This is a genomic window from Halopseudomonas xiamenensis, assembly GCF_014219065.1.
Classification (GTDB): Bacteria; Pseudomonadota; Gammaproteobacteria; order Pseudomonadales; family Pseudomonadaceae; genus Halopseudomonas; species Halopseudomonas xiamenensis.
The window spans coordinates 24,782-41,533 of record NZ_JACLGO010000003.1 but is presented as its reverse complement, the minus strand read 5'-3'; the positions used below and the strand labels follow the sequence as shown (position 1 = coordinate 41,533).

Sequence of the window (16,752 nt, the reverse complement as noted above, 5' to 3'; positions counted from 1 at the left end):
ATGAGCCAACGGCACCCGATGGAGTCCTTGCTGCGCCCAGCGGTAGAGCTTCAAACCGTATGGGTATGTATAGGCTGCGCAGTGTTATGCGTATGGGCGCCCTGGTCGCTCGCTCTGACGCCCTCAATAGGACTGGGAATGGCAGCAGGGTTTCTGGCCTATGCTGCATACCGGGGCCGGCAAGCGTGGATCATTCTCAGATACCGCCGAAACATGCGTCGTCTACCGCGCTTTGCACTACGTAGTGAGCAGATTCCGGTGAGCGGCCGGTACCTTTGGCTGGGCAAAGGGTTTCGCTGGGAAGCTAAGCACACCCAGCGCCTGCACGAAGCGCAGCAGCCCAATACCCAGGTTTATGTCAGGCCGTCGAAGTGGTACCGACTCGCTCGACGTCTGGAGATCAAGCTCGATCGTCATACAGCTGCCAGGGTCGTGGTGAAAATGCTCAGTGCTGACGTACCACTCAACCCCGTAAGACCATTGCCTCCTGTCGGCGGTAACCCGGCTATTCATGCTGTGGAGTGGAAGGAGGAAGACGCATGGATGCCACTGGGTGAGCGTGTTGGCCACACTCTGGTAGAGGGCACGACGCGGGTAGGCAAGACCCGCATGGCAGAAGTGATGATTACCCAGGACATTCACCGGCCTACCAAGGATGTAGTGATCTGTTTTGACCCCAAGGGTGACCCGGACCTGCTGGTACGCATGTATATCGAAGCTGTACGTGCTGGTCGCCAGGATGAGTTTTACGTATTCCATTTGGGGTGGCCGGCACTGTCTGCACGTTATAACGCAGTAGGCCGGTTTGGCAGGCTATCTGAGGTCGCCACGAGGATTGCCAACGCGCTGCCCAATGAGGGGAATAGTGCCGCGTTCCGCGAGTTCGCGTGGCGCTTTGTCAATATCGTTAACCGGGCTCGACATGCCCTGGGACATCGGCCCAGTTATGAGCAGATCTTGACTGATGTGGTGAATATCGACGGTCTGCTCATCGAGTATGCCGAGCAGAAGCTGGAGGCTGCGCTACCTGGTGCATGGGGGCATGTTGCGGAGTTTGAAGGACGATTGAATGATCGGAACTGGCCCAGGAACCTCATGGGGCGCGACAAGCGCGTCGTAGCCTTGATTCAGTATCTGCAGTCACCTGATGTGTCGATAAAAGACTCGGTCCTGGAGGGACTGCTCAGTGCCGTGCGTTACGACAAAACCTACTTCGACAAAATTGTGGCGTCACTATTGCCGCTGCTGGAAAAGCTCACCAGTGGCCGCATCAATGAGCTGTTGTCACCAGACTACGATGACCTTGAGGACACGCGCCCAATCTTCGACTGGCTGCAAGTGATCCGCAAACGCGGCATTGTGTATGTCGGCCTCGATGCGCTGAGCGACTTCGAGGTTGCCCAGGCGATTGGCAACTCGATGTTTGCGGACCTGGTGTCTGTTGCCGGTCATATCTACAAGTTCGGTATTGATGACGGGCTGCCCAATGCTGTCAGTGGAAAGGTCGCCATCAACCTGCACTGCGATGAGTTCAACGAGCTGATGGGGCCAGAGTTCATCCCACTGATAAACAAAGGGGGTGGGGCGGGTATCCAGGTCACGGCCTACACCCAAACCGTTTCCGACATCGAGGCCAAGATCGGCAGTGCTGCCAAGGCGGGCCAGGTAGTGGGTAACTTCAACAACCTGATCATGCTACGGGTTCGGGAAGACAAGACGGCAGAGCTGCTAACCAACCAACTGCGACAGGTGAACGTGCAAACCCGCATGTTGGTATCCATGGCTTCGGACAACAGCAATCCTGACTCAGATGTGGATTTCACCAGTTCAGGGGGTGACCGTATCAGTACCGTGCAGGTACCCATGCTGGAGCCGGCCGACATCGTCAACCTGCCGAAAGGGCAGGCTTTCGCTCTGATGGAGGGCGGTCAGCTGTGGAAAATTCGCATGCCCTTGCCGTTACCGGACAAAGGCAAAGATGTTCCCGCAACGATCACGGATATCTCTGCCGGCATGCGTAAGCAGTACAGCACAGGGGACCGCTGGTGGGAGGCTGTCGCGCCGCCACCTGTGGAGATTGATCCTGAGTTGCGTAAAGCCTTCGATAGCTTCGCTATCGCAAATCCGGTAGTTGAAGCACAACCGGGCGCGTTCGATGATGCAACGGAGGGGCAGAGCTTTGGCTGAGGATACTCGCATAAAGACTGCTGAAAAGAAGCGTAGCGGCCTGGTATCAAATCTGTTGTCACTGCCGTTCAAGATCCTCACCGTGGTGCTGGTATCGATCCTGGTCTCGGTCTCGATTGAGTGGGCGGGGATCTATTTCGCCTGGTGGGGGTTGCCCGGCGCAGAACACGCAGAACTGGTGATGCGGCAGGAAATGCGCTGGCTGGATAGCAACTTTTCCCGTTCGTTGCTGGTGTCCGAGCCTGTGACGTTTGCCGGAGAGCTGTTGGCAACTGTTTATGACTGGTTATTCGTGCGTACCGGCATTGCCGGCTGGGCAGTAGAGACCTCCGGTTCAGGCTGGGTCGCTACGCTCAAGGACTACGTACTGGCGGCCATGTACGTCACCCTGATGACCCTGACCCGTTGTGTGATCCTGCTGCTGACCAGTCCGCTGTTTCTGCTGGCGGCGCTTGTCGGCTTCGTTGATGGCCTGGTGTTACGCGATCTACGCCGTTTCGGGGCGGGTCGAGAAAGTGCCTTCATCTACCATCATGCCAAAAGGTCGGTGGTCCCTGTGTTTATGGTGGGTTGGCTGATCTACTTGAGCCTGCCCTTTGCCATTCATCCGAACCTGTTTTTGCTGCCCTGTGCAGCACTGTTCGGGTTCTTGGTTGCTGTAGCGACCAGTACGTTTAAGAAGTATCTCTGAGCTGATAATCGGGGCCGAAACTACCGGCCCTGGTTGCCATATAAAACCCTCCGCATTGCACTTAATGTTCTCTATCGAATTGCCACCTTGGAACTTTGACACTGTAGCCAAAGCATCACACCGGGGACCGCTTGGCACATGTTGCACTTTAAATCGTTGATTCTTCCTCTAGCGCTGTCGGCATCCGTCGTATCTGCCATCCCGGCTTCTGCAGTGGAGCCCTATGACGAAATCCAGCGTCGTGATCTGGCATTGATCCAGGACCAGCTTAATCAGGTTGCAACTGTCCTGGATCGCCTCGAAGCGCGGCAGGCTGAGCAGGCCGGCCAGATCAACCTGTATCTGGACATTCCGCGCGTGCGCGCTGATGTCGAGGTCATTCAGCGCGGCCTGGATGAGTACCTATCCCCGTCACGTATGCCGCCAAGGCGCCTCGAGCCCATGGAAGACGATGTGGTCGGCCGCTATTTGAGGCAGGAGCCGTGACGCCAGAAGACGCCTTCAAATCCGGATCAGGGTTCGAGTCAGGCGATGTATGGGCGCTGATCGTTGGTGTTGGCTGTGTGGTGGTTTTGATCATCGCAGCCTGGGTTCTGACTTCTTGTTACCGGGGCTGGGCAAAAAACAATCTGGATGGGGATGAAGCCCTGCATACGGCAATCAAGGCGATTCTCATCATCGTAGTGATGTTCTGGATTCTGCTGTCTTGAGAGTCCGCTTTTTTGAAATGTACCCACTTACTAAGGAGCAGTTACATGAAGTTTAAACAGGTAATCAAGAGCGTTGGAGAAAGAACATCGCAGACCTTGGCTCTGGCTGGTCTCGGAATGAGCCAGGCTTTTGCACAAGGTTTGCCCACGATGGATGCGCCCTCTCAGGGTGGCGGTGGTGGGCTTATGAGCACGCTGCAGGGATACATCTATGACGGCGCAATTCTGATCGGTCTGGTTCTTTGCGTGGTTGCGTTCTTCGTGGTGGCATCAGCCTGTGTTGCATCATTCAAAGAAGCGCGTGAGCGGGAGACCTGGGGCAAGTTTGCGGTGACCGTTATGGTTGGGGTGCTGTTGATCGTCGCGATAATCTGGTTGGCCACTGAAGCTGCGCCGGTTCTCTCGCAGTAACGGGGGACGTATGGCCGAGACCATCAGTTGGGTACCCAAGCGGTTGAATGCTGCTCCGGTAGTGTTCAGGGGGATGACTGGGAAGGAAGTGGCCACGTTGACGCTGGCCGGCCTGGGCGTGTTCACACCGGTCGGCATTGTGGCGGCACTGATCATGGGCGTCATTGCTATGGCGCCTACAGTGGCCTTTCTTGGAGCAGGGCTGACGCTGTTCTTTGGCGGCACCATCATGCGCCGCCTCCGTAGAGGAAGGCCGACCTCTCTTATGTATCGTCAGCTCCAGTTCTACCTGGCGTGTAAGGGGTTTAGCTCAGCGGAGAAGCTGATTACCCAAACGGCCCGGTACAGCATTCGCCGAAACCCCATCCTCAAGCCCGATCTCAGGAGACAGTAATGTCCCAATACCGGAATGCCAATATCTCACGGGATTCGCATATCACTACGCTGCGCGCCATTTGTGGTGTTCTTGTGCTGGCCTGTGCTGCGATGTGGTGGGGATGGAACCAGGCCCCCAAGGATCTGACCATCAATATCCCGCCGGACCTGCGTAGCGGCTCAACCCAGAAGTGGTGGGAAGTACCACCCTCTACCGTCTATGCATTCAGCTTTTACATCTGGCAGCAGCTCAATCGTTGGCCAGTCAACGGTGAGGCTGACTATCAGCGCAACCTGCATGGGTTGCAAGCCTTCTTCACTCCCGCCTGCCGGGTAACGCTTAACGAGGAATATGAAATGCGTCGCAGCCGATCGGAGCTGCGGGGGCGGGTGCGGGGTGTTTTCGAGGTGCCTGGCAGGGGCTATCGGCCTGAGTCCATCAAGATCCTGGGACAGGACACCTGGATCGCAAACCTAGACCTGGTGATCAACGAGCAGTACGCGGGGGTGGATGTGCGTGATGTGTATGTACGTTACCCCTTGCGTGTCGTTCGAGCTGATGTGGATCGCGAGCGGAATCCGTTCGGCCTGCAGATTGACTGTTTTGACGGAGTCCCACAACGCCTGAACATGCCGGGGGGAGAACAATGAAAATGCATTTGTTGAAAGGATTGTTGTGTGGCGCTCTGCTGGCAGCGCCACTGGCCTATGCCGTCGAGTTGATGGAGTGGGACCGGACGCCGCTGGTGATCGACTTGCCGGTTGGTCAAGAACGACTGGTGGTACTGAACCGGAATGTGTCGGTCGGCCTGCCGGTGACAATCGCTAATGAGGACATCCTGCGAGTGCAGTCAACCGGCGGGGTTCTCTATTTCAAAGCCCATGAAGCGTTTGATACCCAGCGTGTTCAACTGAAGGACGAATCGACTGGTGAAATCATCCTGGTCGACCTTACCGCCAAGACAGGGGCGTCAGCAGAGCAGATCCAGGTGGTCAATGCCGAGAAAGTGGCTGAGGTCGACGCCGGCCAGCGCTCCGAACCAGCCGCTGAACGGCGCGCACCGTTGCCGGTGGTGTTAACCCGCTACGTTGCCCAGTCCCTGTATTCGCCTTTGCGAGTCATCGAGCCTGTGCCGGGTATCAACCGGGTAGCCATGCGGCTGCCGGAGTCGATGGCAACACTGATGCCAGCCTTGCCGGTGGAGGCCAGGCCAATAGCTGCATGGACCCTGGAGGGACTGCATGCGACGGCGATTGAGCTGCGCAATCAGGATCCAGACCGCAGCTTTGAACTGGATCCGCGTTATCTGCATGGGGCACTGATGGCGGCCACCTTCATGCACCCAACCATAGGTCCACGCGGGCATCTGGATGGCACCACGACCGTCATTATCGTGACGAAGGGGCCGCTGGCCGAGCACCTGCAGCTACCACGTATTCAGCCGGCGCCACAGGAGGGCTGAGTTATGTCGATGTCATTGAAGAGTAACGGCTTGCTGAAAATTCTGGTGCCAGCGGTTTTGGTCATTGTTGTGCTGATCGTCGTAATGTCCGGTGGTAAAGGCTCCGGGCGGCAGGCACAACAGCAGGTGGATGCTTCGCTCCAGCTCACATCAGAAGAACTGGAGCTGCTGGGAGTAGAGGCAGATACCCCCCAGGACACTGTGGCTACCCTGGTTGGTCGCGTCCGGCTGATGGAGCAGGATCTGCAAAATACCCGCAGCGAAAGTCGGCGCCTAGTGGAGCAGAACAGTAAGCTGGCAGAACAGAATGCCAACGTTGATCGCAGGCTGGAGGAAGTATTGCGCCAGGAGCGTCGGCGGATGCAGGAAGAGGAGCAGCGTAAGGAGCAGTCACTGTTGGCTCGCTTCGAGCGACAGTTCGAACAGCTGAAAAACAACTATACCTCGGATGCCGAGTCAGCCAGCGGTGGGGAGATGCCCATTGGGACGGGTAGGAATGACAGCCATCAGTACACTCCAGCCCCCTCTACAGTTTGGGTGACGCCGATGGACGGTGTGCAGGAGCAAAAAGGTCGGAACCAGGGGGAGTGGTCATTTCCTACCGCGTTTGCCGACGGCGTAGATGTGGTCGCGGATTCTGTGGTGCGAGGGGCCACCGCTGCTGAAGCCAAGGTGACTGGCAAGCCTGATGCGTCCTTGGTGCAACCGGTCTATACGGTCCCTGCCAATGCCACCCTGATGGGCTCACTGGGCATGACGGCATTGATTGGCCGGGTGCCGGTGAACGGTACCGTCAGCGACCCTTATCCCTTCAAGGTGGTGATTGGTAAAGACAACCTGACTGCCAATCACATCGAGATTCCAGAAGTGCATTCGGCGATCGTCAGCGGTACTGCCACCGGTGACTGGACCCTCTCCTGCGTGAGAGGAAGCATCACTTCGATGACCTTCGTCTTTGAGGACGGAACCATTCGCACCGTTCCTCAGCCCGAGACCGGTAACACCCGCCAGAGCCGCTCCAATGACGAAGTGCTTGGCTACATTTCCGATCCCTACGGGATTCCCTGTGTCAGCGGTATACGCCGTAGCAATGCCAAGGAATATCTGAGCAGCAGGGCATTGATCACTGCAGCTGGTGCCGCAGTGGCATCCAGCTTGGTCGACGATTCCGAAGGCGTGGCCACCATCAATACAGATGGCTCCGTGTCCAGTGCCATCACTGGAAATCAGGCGGTCACCTCGGTACTAACCAACGGCATTTCCGATATTTCCGACTGGGTAAACCGACTCTATGGCGAGGCTTTCGCTGCAGTGTACGTGCAGCCGGGTGTAGAGGTCGCGGTTCATATCGAGCGGCCCTTGGAAATTGACTATGAACAGGCGGGTCGCAAAGTTCGCCATGGCAGCACAGCGAGGGTGTCCTATGAACTTCCCTAAGATCATCACAGTGGCCCTGCTTGGGGCTGTTCTGGCCGGTTGTGCCACGTCCAAGGAAGAGCTGATGCCTCATGGCGATCAGACAATGCAGGACCTGTGGCGCCAGTCGGCCAGCGGCCGAAGCGGGGACAATCTGAGTCAGCAGGCTTTGCTTGATGCACGGTCGGATCTGCGCCGCCCCATTTCGGATGGAGCCCTGGTGGAGCAAAGAATTCAATATACCCGTACAGCTGCCAATGAAATCTACAGTCAGTTTGCCCGTCTGCCCAACCCAGACCTGGTCATGTACGTCTTTCCTCACTTGGCTGGAGCAGAGCCCGTACCTGTACCAGGATACTCGACCGTGTTTCCGCTCTACAGCATGCCGCAGTATGCAATGCCAGGCGATATGACCAGGCCGCAAGTCAACCAGCTTGACCGTACTGGAAGGACGCGCTGATGTCTGGATTCAATGTATTCATGTCGCGGCTTTTCCCCGCCAAGGGGACAGGTGTGTCATCACCAGATGCTTCTGACGCCGTTTCTGAGACGACAACTGCCAATCAGATGGCACCACATATGGAGGACCTGATCACCGATGAGTCAGGCCGTCAGTTGGTGTTGCCGCGGGGTAAGCCCATCACTATGTCGGCTCTGCGAAGCGCCTACGAACGTGCACCAAGTTTCGCCAGCCGGCTGCCTTGGGTGGAGTTTCTTGAAGAGTCCGGCTGCTTTCTCCTGGAAGATGGAAAGTCAGTGGGTGTGATAGCGGAAGTGACGCCGGTACCGACTGAAGGGCGATCGCCAGAGTCGTTGGAGCATATACGTGATCAGATAGAGGCAGCGCTGCAGGATAGCCTGCCGGAGGAAGATGACCATCCCTGGGTGGTTCAGTTGTATGTCAGTGACGATACCAATCCTCGATCCGACATCGAGCAGATCCACGACTATATAAAGCCGGATGTGTTGGAGACTCCCTACACCCAGGATTGGCTGAGCAACATGGAGCAGCATTTGAAGGCTATTTCCAAGCCTGGTGGTTTGTTCTTTGATGAAGTCATCACTCAGGCCGATTGGCGTGGCCATACCCGCAGAACGCGCCTGGTGCTGTATCGATGGCTGCCGGAACATGCGAAACAGGGGAAAAAGCGCATTGGCGACCGTAAGCGTGCCTTGAACCCCGAGGCGGCGGTGAACCATGTATATGACCGTCTGGTCGGCGGGTTGGGCGCTGCTGGGCTGCGCTTGAAACGATATGGTGCTGAGGATTTTCACAACTGGATGATGCCGTGGTTCAACCCCAAGCCACGCCTGTCGCCTGAAGATCCCAGGAAATTCTATGACCAATTCCGTTATCCCGAACTCCCATCCTGGTCTTACGACCTTTCAGAAGGCCTGTTGGCTTCCAGTCCTCGAGGCGATGTGGAGGCGGGGCTGTGGTACTTCGATGGCATGCCGCACTGCGTAGTGCCAGTTGAGGAGCTGAGGACTCCACCGAAAGTCGGACATCTGACAGGCGAGTTGCCGCGGGGCGACTCGGCTGCTCGCAATGCGCTGTTTGATCACCTTCCCGAAGGTACAGTTGCGTGCCTGACTATCGTTTCGACGCCGCAGGAGCCCTTGGAAAACCATATCAACACGCTGCGCCAGAAGGCTATCGGTGACAGCGTGCTGGCCGCCAGCGTGCGCAGCGACTGCGACAAAGCCCGGGATATGCTCAGCGAAAGTCACAAGCTGTACCAGGGAAGCCTGGTGTTTTTCGTCAAGGGGAACACCGAGGCTGAATTGGACACTCGGCTTTTACAGTTGGGTACCCAGTTGATCAATGCCAACCTCAAACCCACCGAGCTGGAAGATGAGGTGGCGGCGCTCAACAGCTATCTGCGCTGGCTGCCCATGAACTTTCAACCGGAGCTGGACCGGAAAAATCGCTGGTATACCCAGTATCAGTTTGTGCAGCACCTGGCCAACCTGGCCCCTTTCTTCGGACGATCGCGAGGCACCGGGAACCCTGGGCTGAGCTTTTTCAACCGGGGAGGGGAAACCCTGAGTTTCGATCCGTTGAATCTGGACGACCGTCAGGCCAACGCACACATGCTGCTTTTCGGCCCGACAGGTGCCGGTAAGTCAGCCACGCTGAACGGCATGCTTGCCCAGCTGATGGCCGTGCGCAGGCCCCGTTTGTTTGTCATTGAAAAGGGCAACAGTTTTGGTCTGCTGGGTCAGTATTTTCAGCGGCTGGGGCTGAGTGTAAATCAGGTACGGCTGTCACCTGGCAGCGGGGTACGGTTGCCACCATTTGCAGAGGCCCATCGGCTGCTGGAGCCGGAGGAGCTGCGTCGAAAGCAACTGAAAGACATCGAGGCTCGGATGGGGCAGGAAGATGCCCCGGCGGATCTGGAGATCGAGGAAGACACTACAGAGGATGAGCGCAACATCCTGGGTGAGATGGAGATCACTGCCAGGTTGATGATCACTGGCGGCGATCCAAAGGAAGAAGCCCTGTTTCGTCGAAGTGACCAGCGTACCGTTCGCGATGCTATTTTTCGTGCCGCCAGGAAGGCCGTGAGTGAAGGTCGTCAATGCTTGACGGAGGATGTTCGCGAAGCATTCCGTGATATCGCCAATGAGCCGGACACGCCGGAGCATGGTCGCCAGCGTGCCTACGAGATGGGCGAGGCCCTGGGGCTGTATGTCGATGGTTTCGATGGAGAAGTTTTCAACCGGCCAGGCGAGCCCTGGCCAGAATGTGATGTCACCATCATTGACCTCGCTCACTATGCCGATGGGGGTTACAGCGCCCAGCTGGCTCTGTCGATTATCTCCATCACCAACGTCATTACCGCCATGGCTGAGCGCGACCAGTATAGCGGTCGTCCCATCGTCCAGGTAATCGATGAATCCCACTTGCTGACTACCAACCCGTTGCTGGCACCGTTCCTGGTGTCGGTCGGCAAAATGGGGCGGAAGCTATCGCATTGGCTATGGATGGCTACTCAAAACTTAGAAGATTACCCCGACGTGGCAGCCAAGCTGCTGAACATGATCGAGTGGTGGGTGTTGCTGACCATGCCGCCTGACGAGGTATCCATGGTGATGCGCTTCAAGGAGCTTTCTGATGATCAGCGCAAGCTGGTGCAGTCGGCGACAAAGCTGACCCGCAAATACACCGAAGGGGTGGTATTGGGTGGACGGATCGAATCACTTTTCCGAATCGTACCACCCAGCTTGTATCTGGCTCTGGCCGGCACCGAGGGTGAGGAGAAGGCGGAGCGTCGACGAGTGATGCTCGAACTGGGTTGCTCCGAACTGGATGCGACTATCGAAATTGCCAGGCGCCTGGATGAGAAGCGGGGGATCACTGGATGAAAGTGAGAAATACAGATGAAGCCCGAGCTATCGCCTGGGTGGGAGCTGCAATGATCATAATTTCACTCATCGGTGGAACCGCTGTTGCAGTCGCTTTGCTCAAAGTGGGCAAAGACAATCGACAGCAAGTTGACTCGGTATTGCCAATTGTTGATTCCAGACCGTCCCCGGTATTAGGGCTGAACGAGGCTCGGTTGCAAACCGGTGAGCGGGTGTATGTCAGTCACAATGGCAATTTTTTCCTGGTTGGCAATCTGTTCCAGGTCACACCTCAAGGGGTGGTCAATAGGACGGAGATCGCACAGCGTGAGGATCGTCTGGTCGAGCTGGCCAAGCTGCCAGTGGACAGCTTTCTGAGCTTCGTTGCCGGCGACGAACACGCTGTTGTGACCGTGTTTACCGATACCAGCTGCCCATACTGCCAACTCTTGCACCAAGAGGTGCCCAGGCTCAACGAGCTGGGTATCACCGTACGTTACCTGGCGTTTCCCCGGGCCGGGTTGAACTCCACTGTGGCCTCGCAAATGCAATCTGTCTGGTGCAGCTCTCAACCAGAAAATGCACTGGAGCAGGCTTTTCAGGGCGGCTGGGTACAGGCGGATCAAAACACATGCACTGGTGCAGCTATTTCAACCGGTTTTGAACTGGGACAACACTTTGGGGTTAGAGGAACGCCTGCCGTAGTGTTGCCCAACGGTGAGCTGGGCGAAGGGTTTATGTCGGCTGGTCAACTTGCCGAGGCTATCAACGCATCCAGCGGTGAGGGAGAATTGCACTGAGGCGGTGGTGCCGCATCAACGGGCAAATATTGGTCGAACGTTGAAACACCAGCACATTGCCCTAGAATAGCGCGGGCTGTTCTAACGAGGCCGTGGGTGGCTTTGCCTGTACAGCGATTAACGCTGTGTTTTTCATCAAGGAATAAAAATGAATCAAATATTCTTCTTCAAGTCGATGCTCACTCCCAAAATCATTACGGTCGTGTACTGGCTTTTATTGGTGGGTGTTGTCTTTGCCGGTTTGGGTAGCATGTACACTGGGTTTGGTGGTTTTTCCTTCGGCAGCTTCATCAGGGGATTGTTCTATATCGTGATCGGGGCAGTGGGGGCTCGGATCTGGTGTGAGCTGATGATTGTGCTGTTCAAGATTCACGAAAACCTGCAAAAACTTGCCGACCGGGACTCCTGACCGGCGATCCAGGCCTGTCTGAGGAGGACCTCAGTTCAGGCTTGAGCGGGTGGCCGCGACTTGCTGCGGCTACTCCATTGTCCTCCTCTGATTATCTGACTCGCTGAACTATAAAGGTGGCTGAGCCAGAAAAACGCTGGACTGCATTTAACATTCCCCGATGCGCCGACTGGTGGTAGCCAGTCAATCTGTAGGTCTCACGCCTACGGAGCTGTTTCACCATGCGTTTCATCACTACCGGTCTCGCCTCGTTTGCCATGCTGGCCTGTTGGTCCAATTCGATATTGGCAGGTCCCGAGGTTTTTACCGCATCCCATATTGAACTTAGCAACTTGCCTGAGAATGCCACAGTGGTGGAGTTGGACGCTTTGGCAGGCCTAGATGAGCTGTTATCCCTTCAACTGCCAGGTGATCCAGACATGGCCAGCGCCATTGCCTTGGAGCGCATGCAGAGTGCCGAATGGCTGGAGATGAGTGAACGGTATGAGCGCGCTGCCATGGCGGTGGCCAGAGCCTGGATGCTCGGTGTCGAGAAGATCCCCGCGGTCGTGATTGACGGTCATGTTGTTTATGGCGAGACGGACGTGGCCACCGCTGTTGCGCTCATCGAGGAGGCTTTGCCACATGCTGAGTAAATCCACGCTGATCTGGTTTGCTGGACTGGCCATGGCCGTCTGGGGTGGCAGTCAAGCACACGCTGCCAGGCTCTCTACGGCTGAGATCATCACCTCTACAGCCTCGCCAGCCTGTGTCGATTATCAGGCAGTAGGAGTATGTGCCTGGTTGCACTGTTCGTTGGGCTGCCGGGTCAGGACCTCGGTAAAGGTCAAGCACTACATCCCGGAGTTGGTGGTCTCCAGTTACAACAGAACAGGAGCCAATCCCTGGTCGGATGTAGCCGCGCTGAGTCCGCCGGTGAGTGGTGCGGAAGGTGGCGGAACCATGACCACACGGCATAGCAATTCACGGAGCATCCTTCGATTCAAGAACGTTGATGCTATTGGCCATCCTGGTACCTCGATGTTCTCGGCGCTCACGGGCTTGCGGGGCATGGTGTGCGCATCCGGCACCGTATCTATGAAGCCGCACTTCTTCTCAACACTGGATATTGTGGGTTGGCGACAGGCCCTGGTTGAAATGCTGTATCCAGAAGCCTATGTACCCGGTATGCGCGAGCTGGGGCGGGCAGGGGATGTCTGGGGGAATATTTATCCGCGTAGCGGGTTTGTTTCGCAATCGGATGATTACCGTGGGGCAGCGTTGGCGGCCCAGCGTGTCGCAGACCTGGTTACCCGAAGTGGTTCCCCCCATGTCTACCAACCGCTGACACCCAGTTCCCGAGATGGGTGGTGGCCACCATCTCCAGTGCTTGAAGGCAGCGCAGCCACGCACAAGTGGCAGGCACTATCGCCCAGCCGCGAGAACAGTTGCGATGTGTGGCCCGATCGAGGGCAGCTGTCCTCATACGGTGATCGTACCGATGGATCAGGTGACTACGTGTGGGCTCTGTGGAGACCCTACAGCTGTTGCGAGCGGCGTGGCCAGCGATTGCTATGGCATACAGGAGGTTGAATATGAAACGCACTATGCTGTTTTCCCTGGCCCTGGCGAGTGCTGCAGCGAGCCATTCCACACACGCCGAGAACATCTATTACCGCATTGGCGGTGCCAGCCCGTTCTCGGTATCGGCAACATCCGGGATAAACCTCCCGCCTGCTCCTATCCATATGGGGGTGCGCTGGAACGTCAATGCCACCTGTGGAAATTTTGACTTGGGTTACTCGGTATCGAACTCCCTCAATGGCGTCACCAACACCTTCCAGAACCTGATGGGTAACGTGATTCAGAATGCCCAGGGAGCTGTGGCGTCGCTGCCGGCATTAATTATCCAGCGCTCTTATCCTCAGCTCTATGAGTTGCTCAGCAATGGTGTTCTGCAGGGGCGAATCGACTATGACCGGGGCAAGCTGTCGTGCCAGAACATGACCGCTCAGATGGGGGACTGGATGATGGGGGCCCGCCTGCAACAGGTGGCTACCGGCGAGGCTTGGTCTAGTGCCGCGGCAGCTACTCGTGACCCCGTCCAGGCACAGGCGCAGGTCGAGCAGGTTGGAGGAGATGACGGCGTAACCTGGGTGGGCGGCAGTAAGCGGGGTGGCCAGGGACAGCAGCCGATCAACGTGGTCACGGATGTGGCAGTAGCCGGTTACAACCTGTTGCATGCGCGTACTGACCCGGTCAGCACTCAGCCAGTAACCGGTGGAGGGGGTGGTTGGGGAGCAGTACCCACCAATAGCGGGACCTGGCCGGGCGGCGGCAACCAGGCTGGTAGCAGTGCTGCTCCTTCTGCAGGCGACTGTCGGGGCGGTATGTGTACGGTTTGGGGGGCTCCCGAAGATGCCGCTCGTTGGCTGAAGAAGGTGGTGGGCGAAACGACTCTGCAGACGTGTGATGGTTGTGAGCGCGGTGAAGGGCAAGCTGGTACCGGCCTGATGAAGGACCTGGAGGAGGAGCAAGAGACTATTCTCAACACCCTGATGCAGTTACTGGCTGGCACATTACCCATTACGCCGGAAAACCTGCGTCAGGTCTCTGGTGGTGAGGGGCTGGCAGTATCGCGCAGTGTGATCGAGGCGATCAGAACAGACCCTGATTCTGAGTTACTGGCCCACCGGCTTTCCAGCGAAATGGCGTTGTCCAGGACGCTGATCAAGGCTATGTGGGCAAGACGTATCTTGATGGCAGGTATGACCGAGCCGGGAATCGCCGAGATTACGGCTAGTGAGCAGTCCCCCGTTGCGCCGGCGCTTAATCAGAAGGTCGACTCACTGGATCGTGACATTGCAGCTTTGAAGACCGAGCTGGATATCCGCACGGCGATGGCCAGCAACACGGCGGTGGTCGCTCTGGAGCGTGCGGCTGGGCGGTCTCAGGGGGCCAGCGAAGTGGAGACCTTTGTGCCTGGTTCGACGCTCGACAGCCGTGGCCGTCCCAGAACTGGCGCGGGAGCACCCTGATGAGTACGAAACGTGGCTTCAGCAGGGTATTCATGCGGGTCGCCATGGTAGGCGTGACTTCATGGATTCTGGTCATCTTCTTGGGCTTGTTGATCGTGTATGTCGGTTCGCATCTGGCTGGTGGGCTGGATGAGTATGGGCAGATGATGTTGTCCGCCGCTCCGGCGTTATTGGTATGGCGCCTTCTGCTGTATGCAACGGCAGTAGCCTTGTGGCTTGGCCGATTCCGTATGCAGGCGGTGCAGTGGCTGATGCGGGATGAGAATGGTGGCCACGAAGGGCTTAGGCAGCTCAAGCGATTGGAATATGCGGCAGTGGCTTTCGTGCTGCTGATTGAACTCTACAACCTGGCTGCTGCTTGGGGGCAGGCATGAACGCGAACCTGATCGTGACCGACTACATGGAAGCCCCATTGTTGCTGCTGGGCTGGATTATCAATAACGCGCTCTGGAATACCCTGATGGCGACCGGCCTGGCAGCGGTGCCGTTTGTTGCAATGATGGTGTCGGAATGGTTCCGTGCGCGTAGAGAGGGGGACGACGAGGGCAATAAGGGCAAGCTGGCACTTAATCGGATTGAAACAAGCCTGTATGCCATGGTGCTGTGCTACGCCTTCACGTGCCTGCCCTTGTTGAGCGTATCCATTAACCCGGTCAACACCATCGTCCGCACGGATGGAAGCGGTGGGCATTGCTCAGTAGCGGTGATAGGGGACGGAGAGTGGAGCAGTGACACGCTGAACTCACTGTCTGGCCAGACTGCTAATATTCCACTCTGGTGGGCGTTCGTGCATGTGATGTCCAAGGGGATGACCAATAGCGCAGTGGCGGCTATTCCATGCACCCCTGACTGGCAGTCCATAGCGACAGAAATTGACCTGCAGGAGATCGAGGACCCTATTCTTCAAATAGAGGTCAGTGAATTCCAGCAGGCCTGTTATGGAGCTGCACGTAACAAGCTGTTCCGCGAAGGTTCAGGCAACATCGATCGAGGCCTGGCTAAGGACACTGCCTGGCTGGGAGCCAATCACTTTCTGACTACGCCTGGCTTCTATGATGCGTTCTATGCACCGCGTCCCATCCCGGGGTTTCCCTATGTGGAAGCACGCGACTCTGCCAGAAGCAATACCGGCCCAGGACAGCCAGGGTATCCAAGCTGCGCGGAATGGTGGTCTGACGGCACCCAGGGATTGCGCAAGCGCCTGTACGATGAAGTGAACCCCAGTATCTGGACTACGATCCAGGCTGCTGTGGGAGTGCATGCATCCGCCGAGGAGGCGGTGATCAGGCGGATGGTCAGTCCCCGCGAGGCCGCAGCCAATGGCCGACATGTGCGGCCGGTGTCGGGCTATCGGGATATCGGCGGCAGTTCGCTTATGAACCCTGTCGAGGTGACAAGCGGCTTGCTGGGCTCTGCCGGTGGGGCTTTCCAGGTGGCCAAAGGTAAGGTGGGCATGGATATGCTGAAGATGGGCTTGCCGATGGTCCAGGCGGTCCTGGTCATGGCAGTAATTATCTGTCTGCCCTTGGTACTGGTCATGTCGGGTTACAGCATGACTGTGGCTGGGACAGCGACTTTTGGATTGTTTGCCATCTGGTTTCTGACCTTCTGGTGGGAGCTGGCCAGGTGGTTGAGTAACAACCTGATTACCATGCTCTATGGCGGTGGTGGCTCCACTACAAGTGCGCTGGAAACAGCGTTTGGCCTCGCCAACCTCTATGACAAGTCTCTGCTGGTTATCATCGAGTGGGCGATGTTCCTGGTGCTACCAATGATCTGGATGGCGGTAATGGCTTGGGCTGGATTTCAGACCGGGAATCAGATAGGTCTACAGCTAGGAAAAGGCGCGCAAGGTACTCAGGCCGCTGGGGACAAAGCAGCAGATGCTACGGAAGGAGCAGTCAAGGGAAAACTAAGGTAGCCAA

At 57.0% G+C, this 16,752-nt stretch carries 18 protein-coding genes; all 18 read left to right on the top strand.

The genetic code is table 11. The features are described from left to right. The 18 genes from traD to H6X51_RS02640 all read left to right on the top strand — a co-directional run bounded on the left by traD (position 1) and on the right by H6X51_RS02640 (position 16,748). Positions 1–2,187: a type IV conjugative transfer system coupling protein TraD gene (gene traD, locus H6X51_RS02725; protein WP_185265978.1), complete on the top strand. Its 2,187-nt coding sequence runs from the start codon at positions 1–3 to the stop codon at positions 2,185–2,187. After that, positions 2,180–2,878, top strand: coding sequence for a TIGR03747 family integrating conjugative element membrane protein (locus H6X51_RS02720; RefSeq protein WP_185265977.1), 699 nt, complete (start codon positions 2,180–2,182; stop codon positions 2,876–2,878). Before traD ends, H6X51_RS02720 begins: the two co-directional genes overlap by 8 nt. Positions 2,879–3,016: 138 nt before the next feature. After that, positions 3,017–3,364, top strand: a complete 348-nt coding sequence (locus H6X51_RS02715) for an integrative conjugative element protein, RAQPRD family (RefSeq protein ID WP_185265976.1) — start codon at positions 3,017–3,019, stop codon at positions 3,362–3,364. After that, on the top strand, positions 3,361–3,588 hold the full coding sequence (locus H6X51_RS02710) for a TIGR03758 family integrating conjugative element protein (protein ID WP_185265975.1): 228 nt from the start codon (positions 3,361–3,363) through the stop codon (positions 3,586–3,588). Before H6X51_RS02715 ends, H6X51_RS02710 begins: the two co-directional genes overlap by 4 nt. Positions 3,589–3,633: 45 nt before the next feature. Then, on the top strand, positions 3,634–3,999 hold the full coding sequence (locus H6X51_RS02705; RefSeq protein WP_185265974.1) for a TIGR03745 family integrating conjugative element membrane protein: 366 nt from the start codon (positions 3,634–3,636) through the stop codon (positions 3,997–3,999). A gap of 10 nt (positions 4,000–4,009) precedes the next feature. Next, positions 4,010–4,393 carry a TIGR03750 family conjugal transfer protein gene (locus H6X51_RS02700; RefSeq protein WP_185265973.1) on the top strand — a complete coding sequence of 128 codons (384 nt, stop codon included), beginning with the start codon at positions 4,010–4,012 and terminating at the stop codon, positions 4,391–4,393. Further along, positions 4,393–5,025 (top strand): PFL_4703 family integrating conjugative element protein, encoded by a 633-nt coding sequence (locus tag H6X51_RS02695; RefSeq protein ID WP_185265972.1) that lies wholly within the window; start codon positions 4,393–4,395, stop codon positions 5,023–5,025. Before H6X51_RS02700 ends, H6X51_RS02695 begins: the two co-directional genes overlap by 1 nt. Further along, on the top strand, positions 5,022–5,837 hold the full coding sequence (locus H6X51_RS02690) for a TIGR03749 family integrating conjugative element protein (RefSeq protein WP_185265971.1): 816 nt from the start codon (positions 5,022–5,024) through the stop codon (positions 5,835–5,837). Before H6X51_RS02695 ends, H6X51_RS02690 begins: the two co-directional genes overlap by 4 nt. Positions 5,838–5,852: 15 nt before the next feature. Further along, positions 5,853–7,274, top strand: a complete 1,422-nt coding sequence (locus H6X51_RS02685) for a TIGR03752 family integrating conjugative element protein (RefSeq protein WP_185266132.1) — start codon at positions 5,853–5,855, stop codon at positions 7,272–7,274. Further along, positions 7,261–7,713 carry a TIGR03751 family conjugal transfer lipoprotein gene (locus H6X51_RS02680; RefSeq protein ID WP_185265970.1) on the top strand — a complete coding sequence of 151 codons (453 nt, stop codon included), beginning with the start codon at positions 7,261–7,263 and terminating at the stop codon, positions 7,711–7,713. The genes H6X51_RS02685 and H6X51_RS02680 overlap by 14 nt, the downstream gene beginning before the upstream one ends. Then, on the top strand, positions 7,713–10,622 hold the full coding sequence (locus H6X51_RS02675; RefSeq protein WP_185265969.1) for a conjugative transfer ATPase: 2,910 nt from the start codon (positions 7,713–7,715) through the stop codon (positions 10,620–10,622). Before H6X51_RS02680 ends, H6X51_RS02675 begins: the two co-directional genes overlap by 1 nt. Continuing rightward, positions 10,619–11,401 carry a DsbC family protein gene (locus H6X51_RS02670; protein WP_185265968.1) on the top strand — a complete coding sequence of 261 codons (783 nt, stop codon included), beginning with the start codon at positions 10,619–10,621 and terminating at the stop codon, positions 11,399–11,401. Before H6X51_RS02675 ends, H6X51_RS02670 begins: the two co-directional genes overlap by 4 nt. 148 nt (positions 11,402–11,549) lie before the next feature. After that, complete coding sequence (locus H6X51_RS02665; RefSeq protein WP_185265967.1) at positions 11,550–11,810, top strand: DUF4282 domain-containing protein; 261 nt, start codon at positions 11,550–11,552, stop codon at positions 11,808–11,810. A gap of 221 nt (positions 11,811–12,031) precedes the next feature. Continuing rightward, positions 12,032–12,445: a TIGR03757 family integrating conjugative element protein gene (locus H6X51_RS02660; RefSeq protein WP_185265966.1), complete on the top strand. Its 414-nt coding sequence runs from the start codon at positions 12,032–12,034 to the stop codon at positions 12,443–12,445. Next, positions 12,372–13,382 carry a TIGR03756 family integrating conjugative element protein gene (locus H6X51_RS02655; RefSeq protein WP_328795610.1) on the top strand — a complete coding sequence of 337 codons (1,011 nt, stop codon included), beginning with the start codon at positions 12,372–12,374 and terminating at the stop codon, positions 13,380–13,382. Before H6X51_RS02660 ends, H6X51_RS02655 begins: the two co-directional genes overlap by 74 nt. Positions 13,383–13,384: 2 nt before the next feature. Further along, positions 13,385–14,827: a hypothetical protein gene (locus tag H6X51_RS02650; protein WP_185265964.1), complete on the top strand. Its 1,443-nt coding sequence runs from the start codon at positions 13,385–13,387 to the stop codon at positions 14,825–14,827. Then, a complete protein-coding gene (locus H6X51_RS02645) occupies positions 14,827–15,201 on the top strand; it encodes a hypothetical protein (protein WP_185265963.1) in 375 nt (124 codons plus the stop codon). Before H6X51_RS02650 ends, H6X51_RS02645 begins: the two co-directional genes overlap by 1 nt. Then, complete coding sequence (locus H6X51_RS02640) at positions 15,198–16,748, top strand: conjugal transfer protein TraG N-terminal domain-containing protein (RefSeq protein WP_185265962.1); 1,551 nt, start codon at positions 15,198–15,200, stop codon at positions 16,746–16,748. Before H6X51_RS02645 ends, H6X51_RS02640 begins: the two co-directional genes overlap by 4 nt. Positions 16,749–16,752: the final 4 nt, after the last annotated feature.

Coding starts and splice junctions, on each gene's coding strand:
- H6X51_RS02665 (WP_185265967.1), top strand. CDS start 11,550: ATGAATCAAATATTCTTCTTCAAGTCGATGCTCACTCCCAAAATCATT.
- H6X51_RS02675 (WP_185265969.1), top strand. CDS start 7,713: ATGTCTGGATTCAATGTATTCATGTCGCGGCTTTTCCCCGCCAAGGGG.
- H6X51_RS02695 (WP_185265972.1), top strand. CDS start 4,393: ATGTCCCAATACCGGAATGCCAATATCTCACGGGATTCGCATATCACT.
- H6X51_RS02670 (WP_185265968.1), top strand. CDS start 10,619: ATGAAAGTGAGAAATACAGATGAAGCCCGAGCTATCGCCTGGGTGGGA.
- H6X51_RS02715 (WP_185265976.1), top strand. CDS start 3,017: ATGTTGCACTTTAAATCGTTGATTCTTCCTCTAGCGCTGTCGGCATCC.
- H6X51_RS02650 (WP_185265964.1), top strand. CDS start 13,385: ATGAAACGCACTATGCTGTTTTCCCTGGCCCTGGCGAGTGCTGCAGCG.
- H6X51_RS02640 (WP_185265962.1), top strand. CDS start 15,198: ATGAACGCGAACCTGATCGTGACCGACTACATGGAAGCCCCATTGTTG.
- H6X51_RS02655 (WP_328795610.1), top strand. CDS start 12,372: ATGTTGTTTATGGCGAGACGGACGTGGCCACCGCTGTTGCGCTCATCG.
- H6X51_RS02660 (WP_185265966.1), top strand. CDS start 12,032: ATGCGTTTCATCACTACCGGTCTCGCCTCGTTTGCCATGCTGGCCTGT.
- traD (WP_185265978.1), top strand. CDS start 1: ATGAGCCAACGGCACCCGATGGAGTCCTTGCTGCGCCCAGCGGTAGAG.
- H6X51_RS02645 (WP_185265963.1), top strand. CDS start 14,827: ATGAGTACGAAACGTGGCTTCAGCAGGGTATTCATGCGGGTCGCCATG.
- H6X51_RS02680 (WP_185265970.1), top strand. CDS start 7,261: ATGAACTTCCCTAAGATCATCACAGTGGCCCTGCTTGGGGCTGTTCTG.
- H6X51_RS02700 (WP_185265973.1), top strand. CDS start 4,010: ATGGCCGAGACCATCAGTTGGGTACCCAAGCGGTTGAATGCTGCTCCG.
- H6X51_RS02705 (WP_185265974.1), top strand. CDS start 3,634: ATGAAGTTTAAACAGGTAATCAAGAGCGTTGGAGAAAGAACATCGCAG.
- H6X51_RS02690 (WP_185265971.1), top strand. CDS start 5,022: ATGAAAATGCATTTGTTGAAAGGATTGTTGTGTGGCGCTCTGCTGGCA.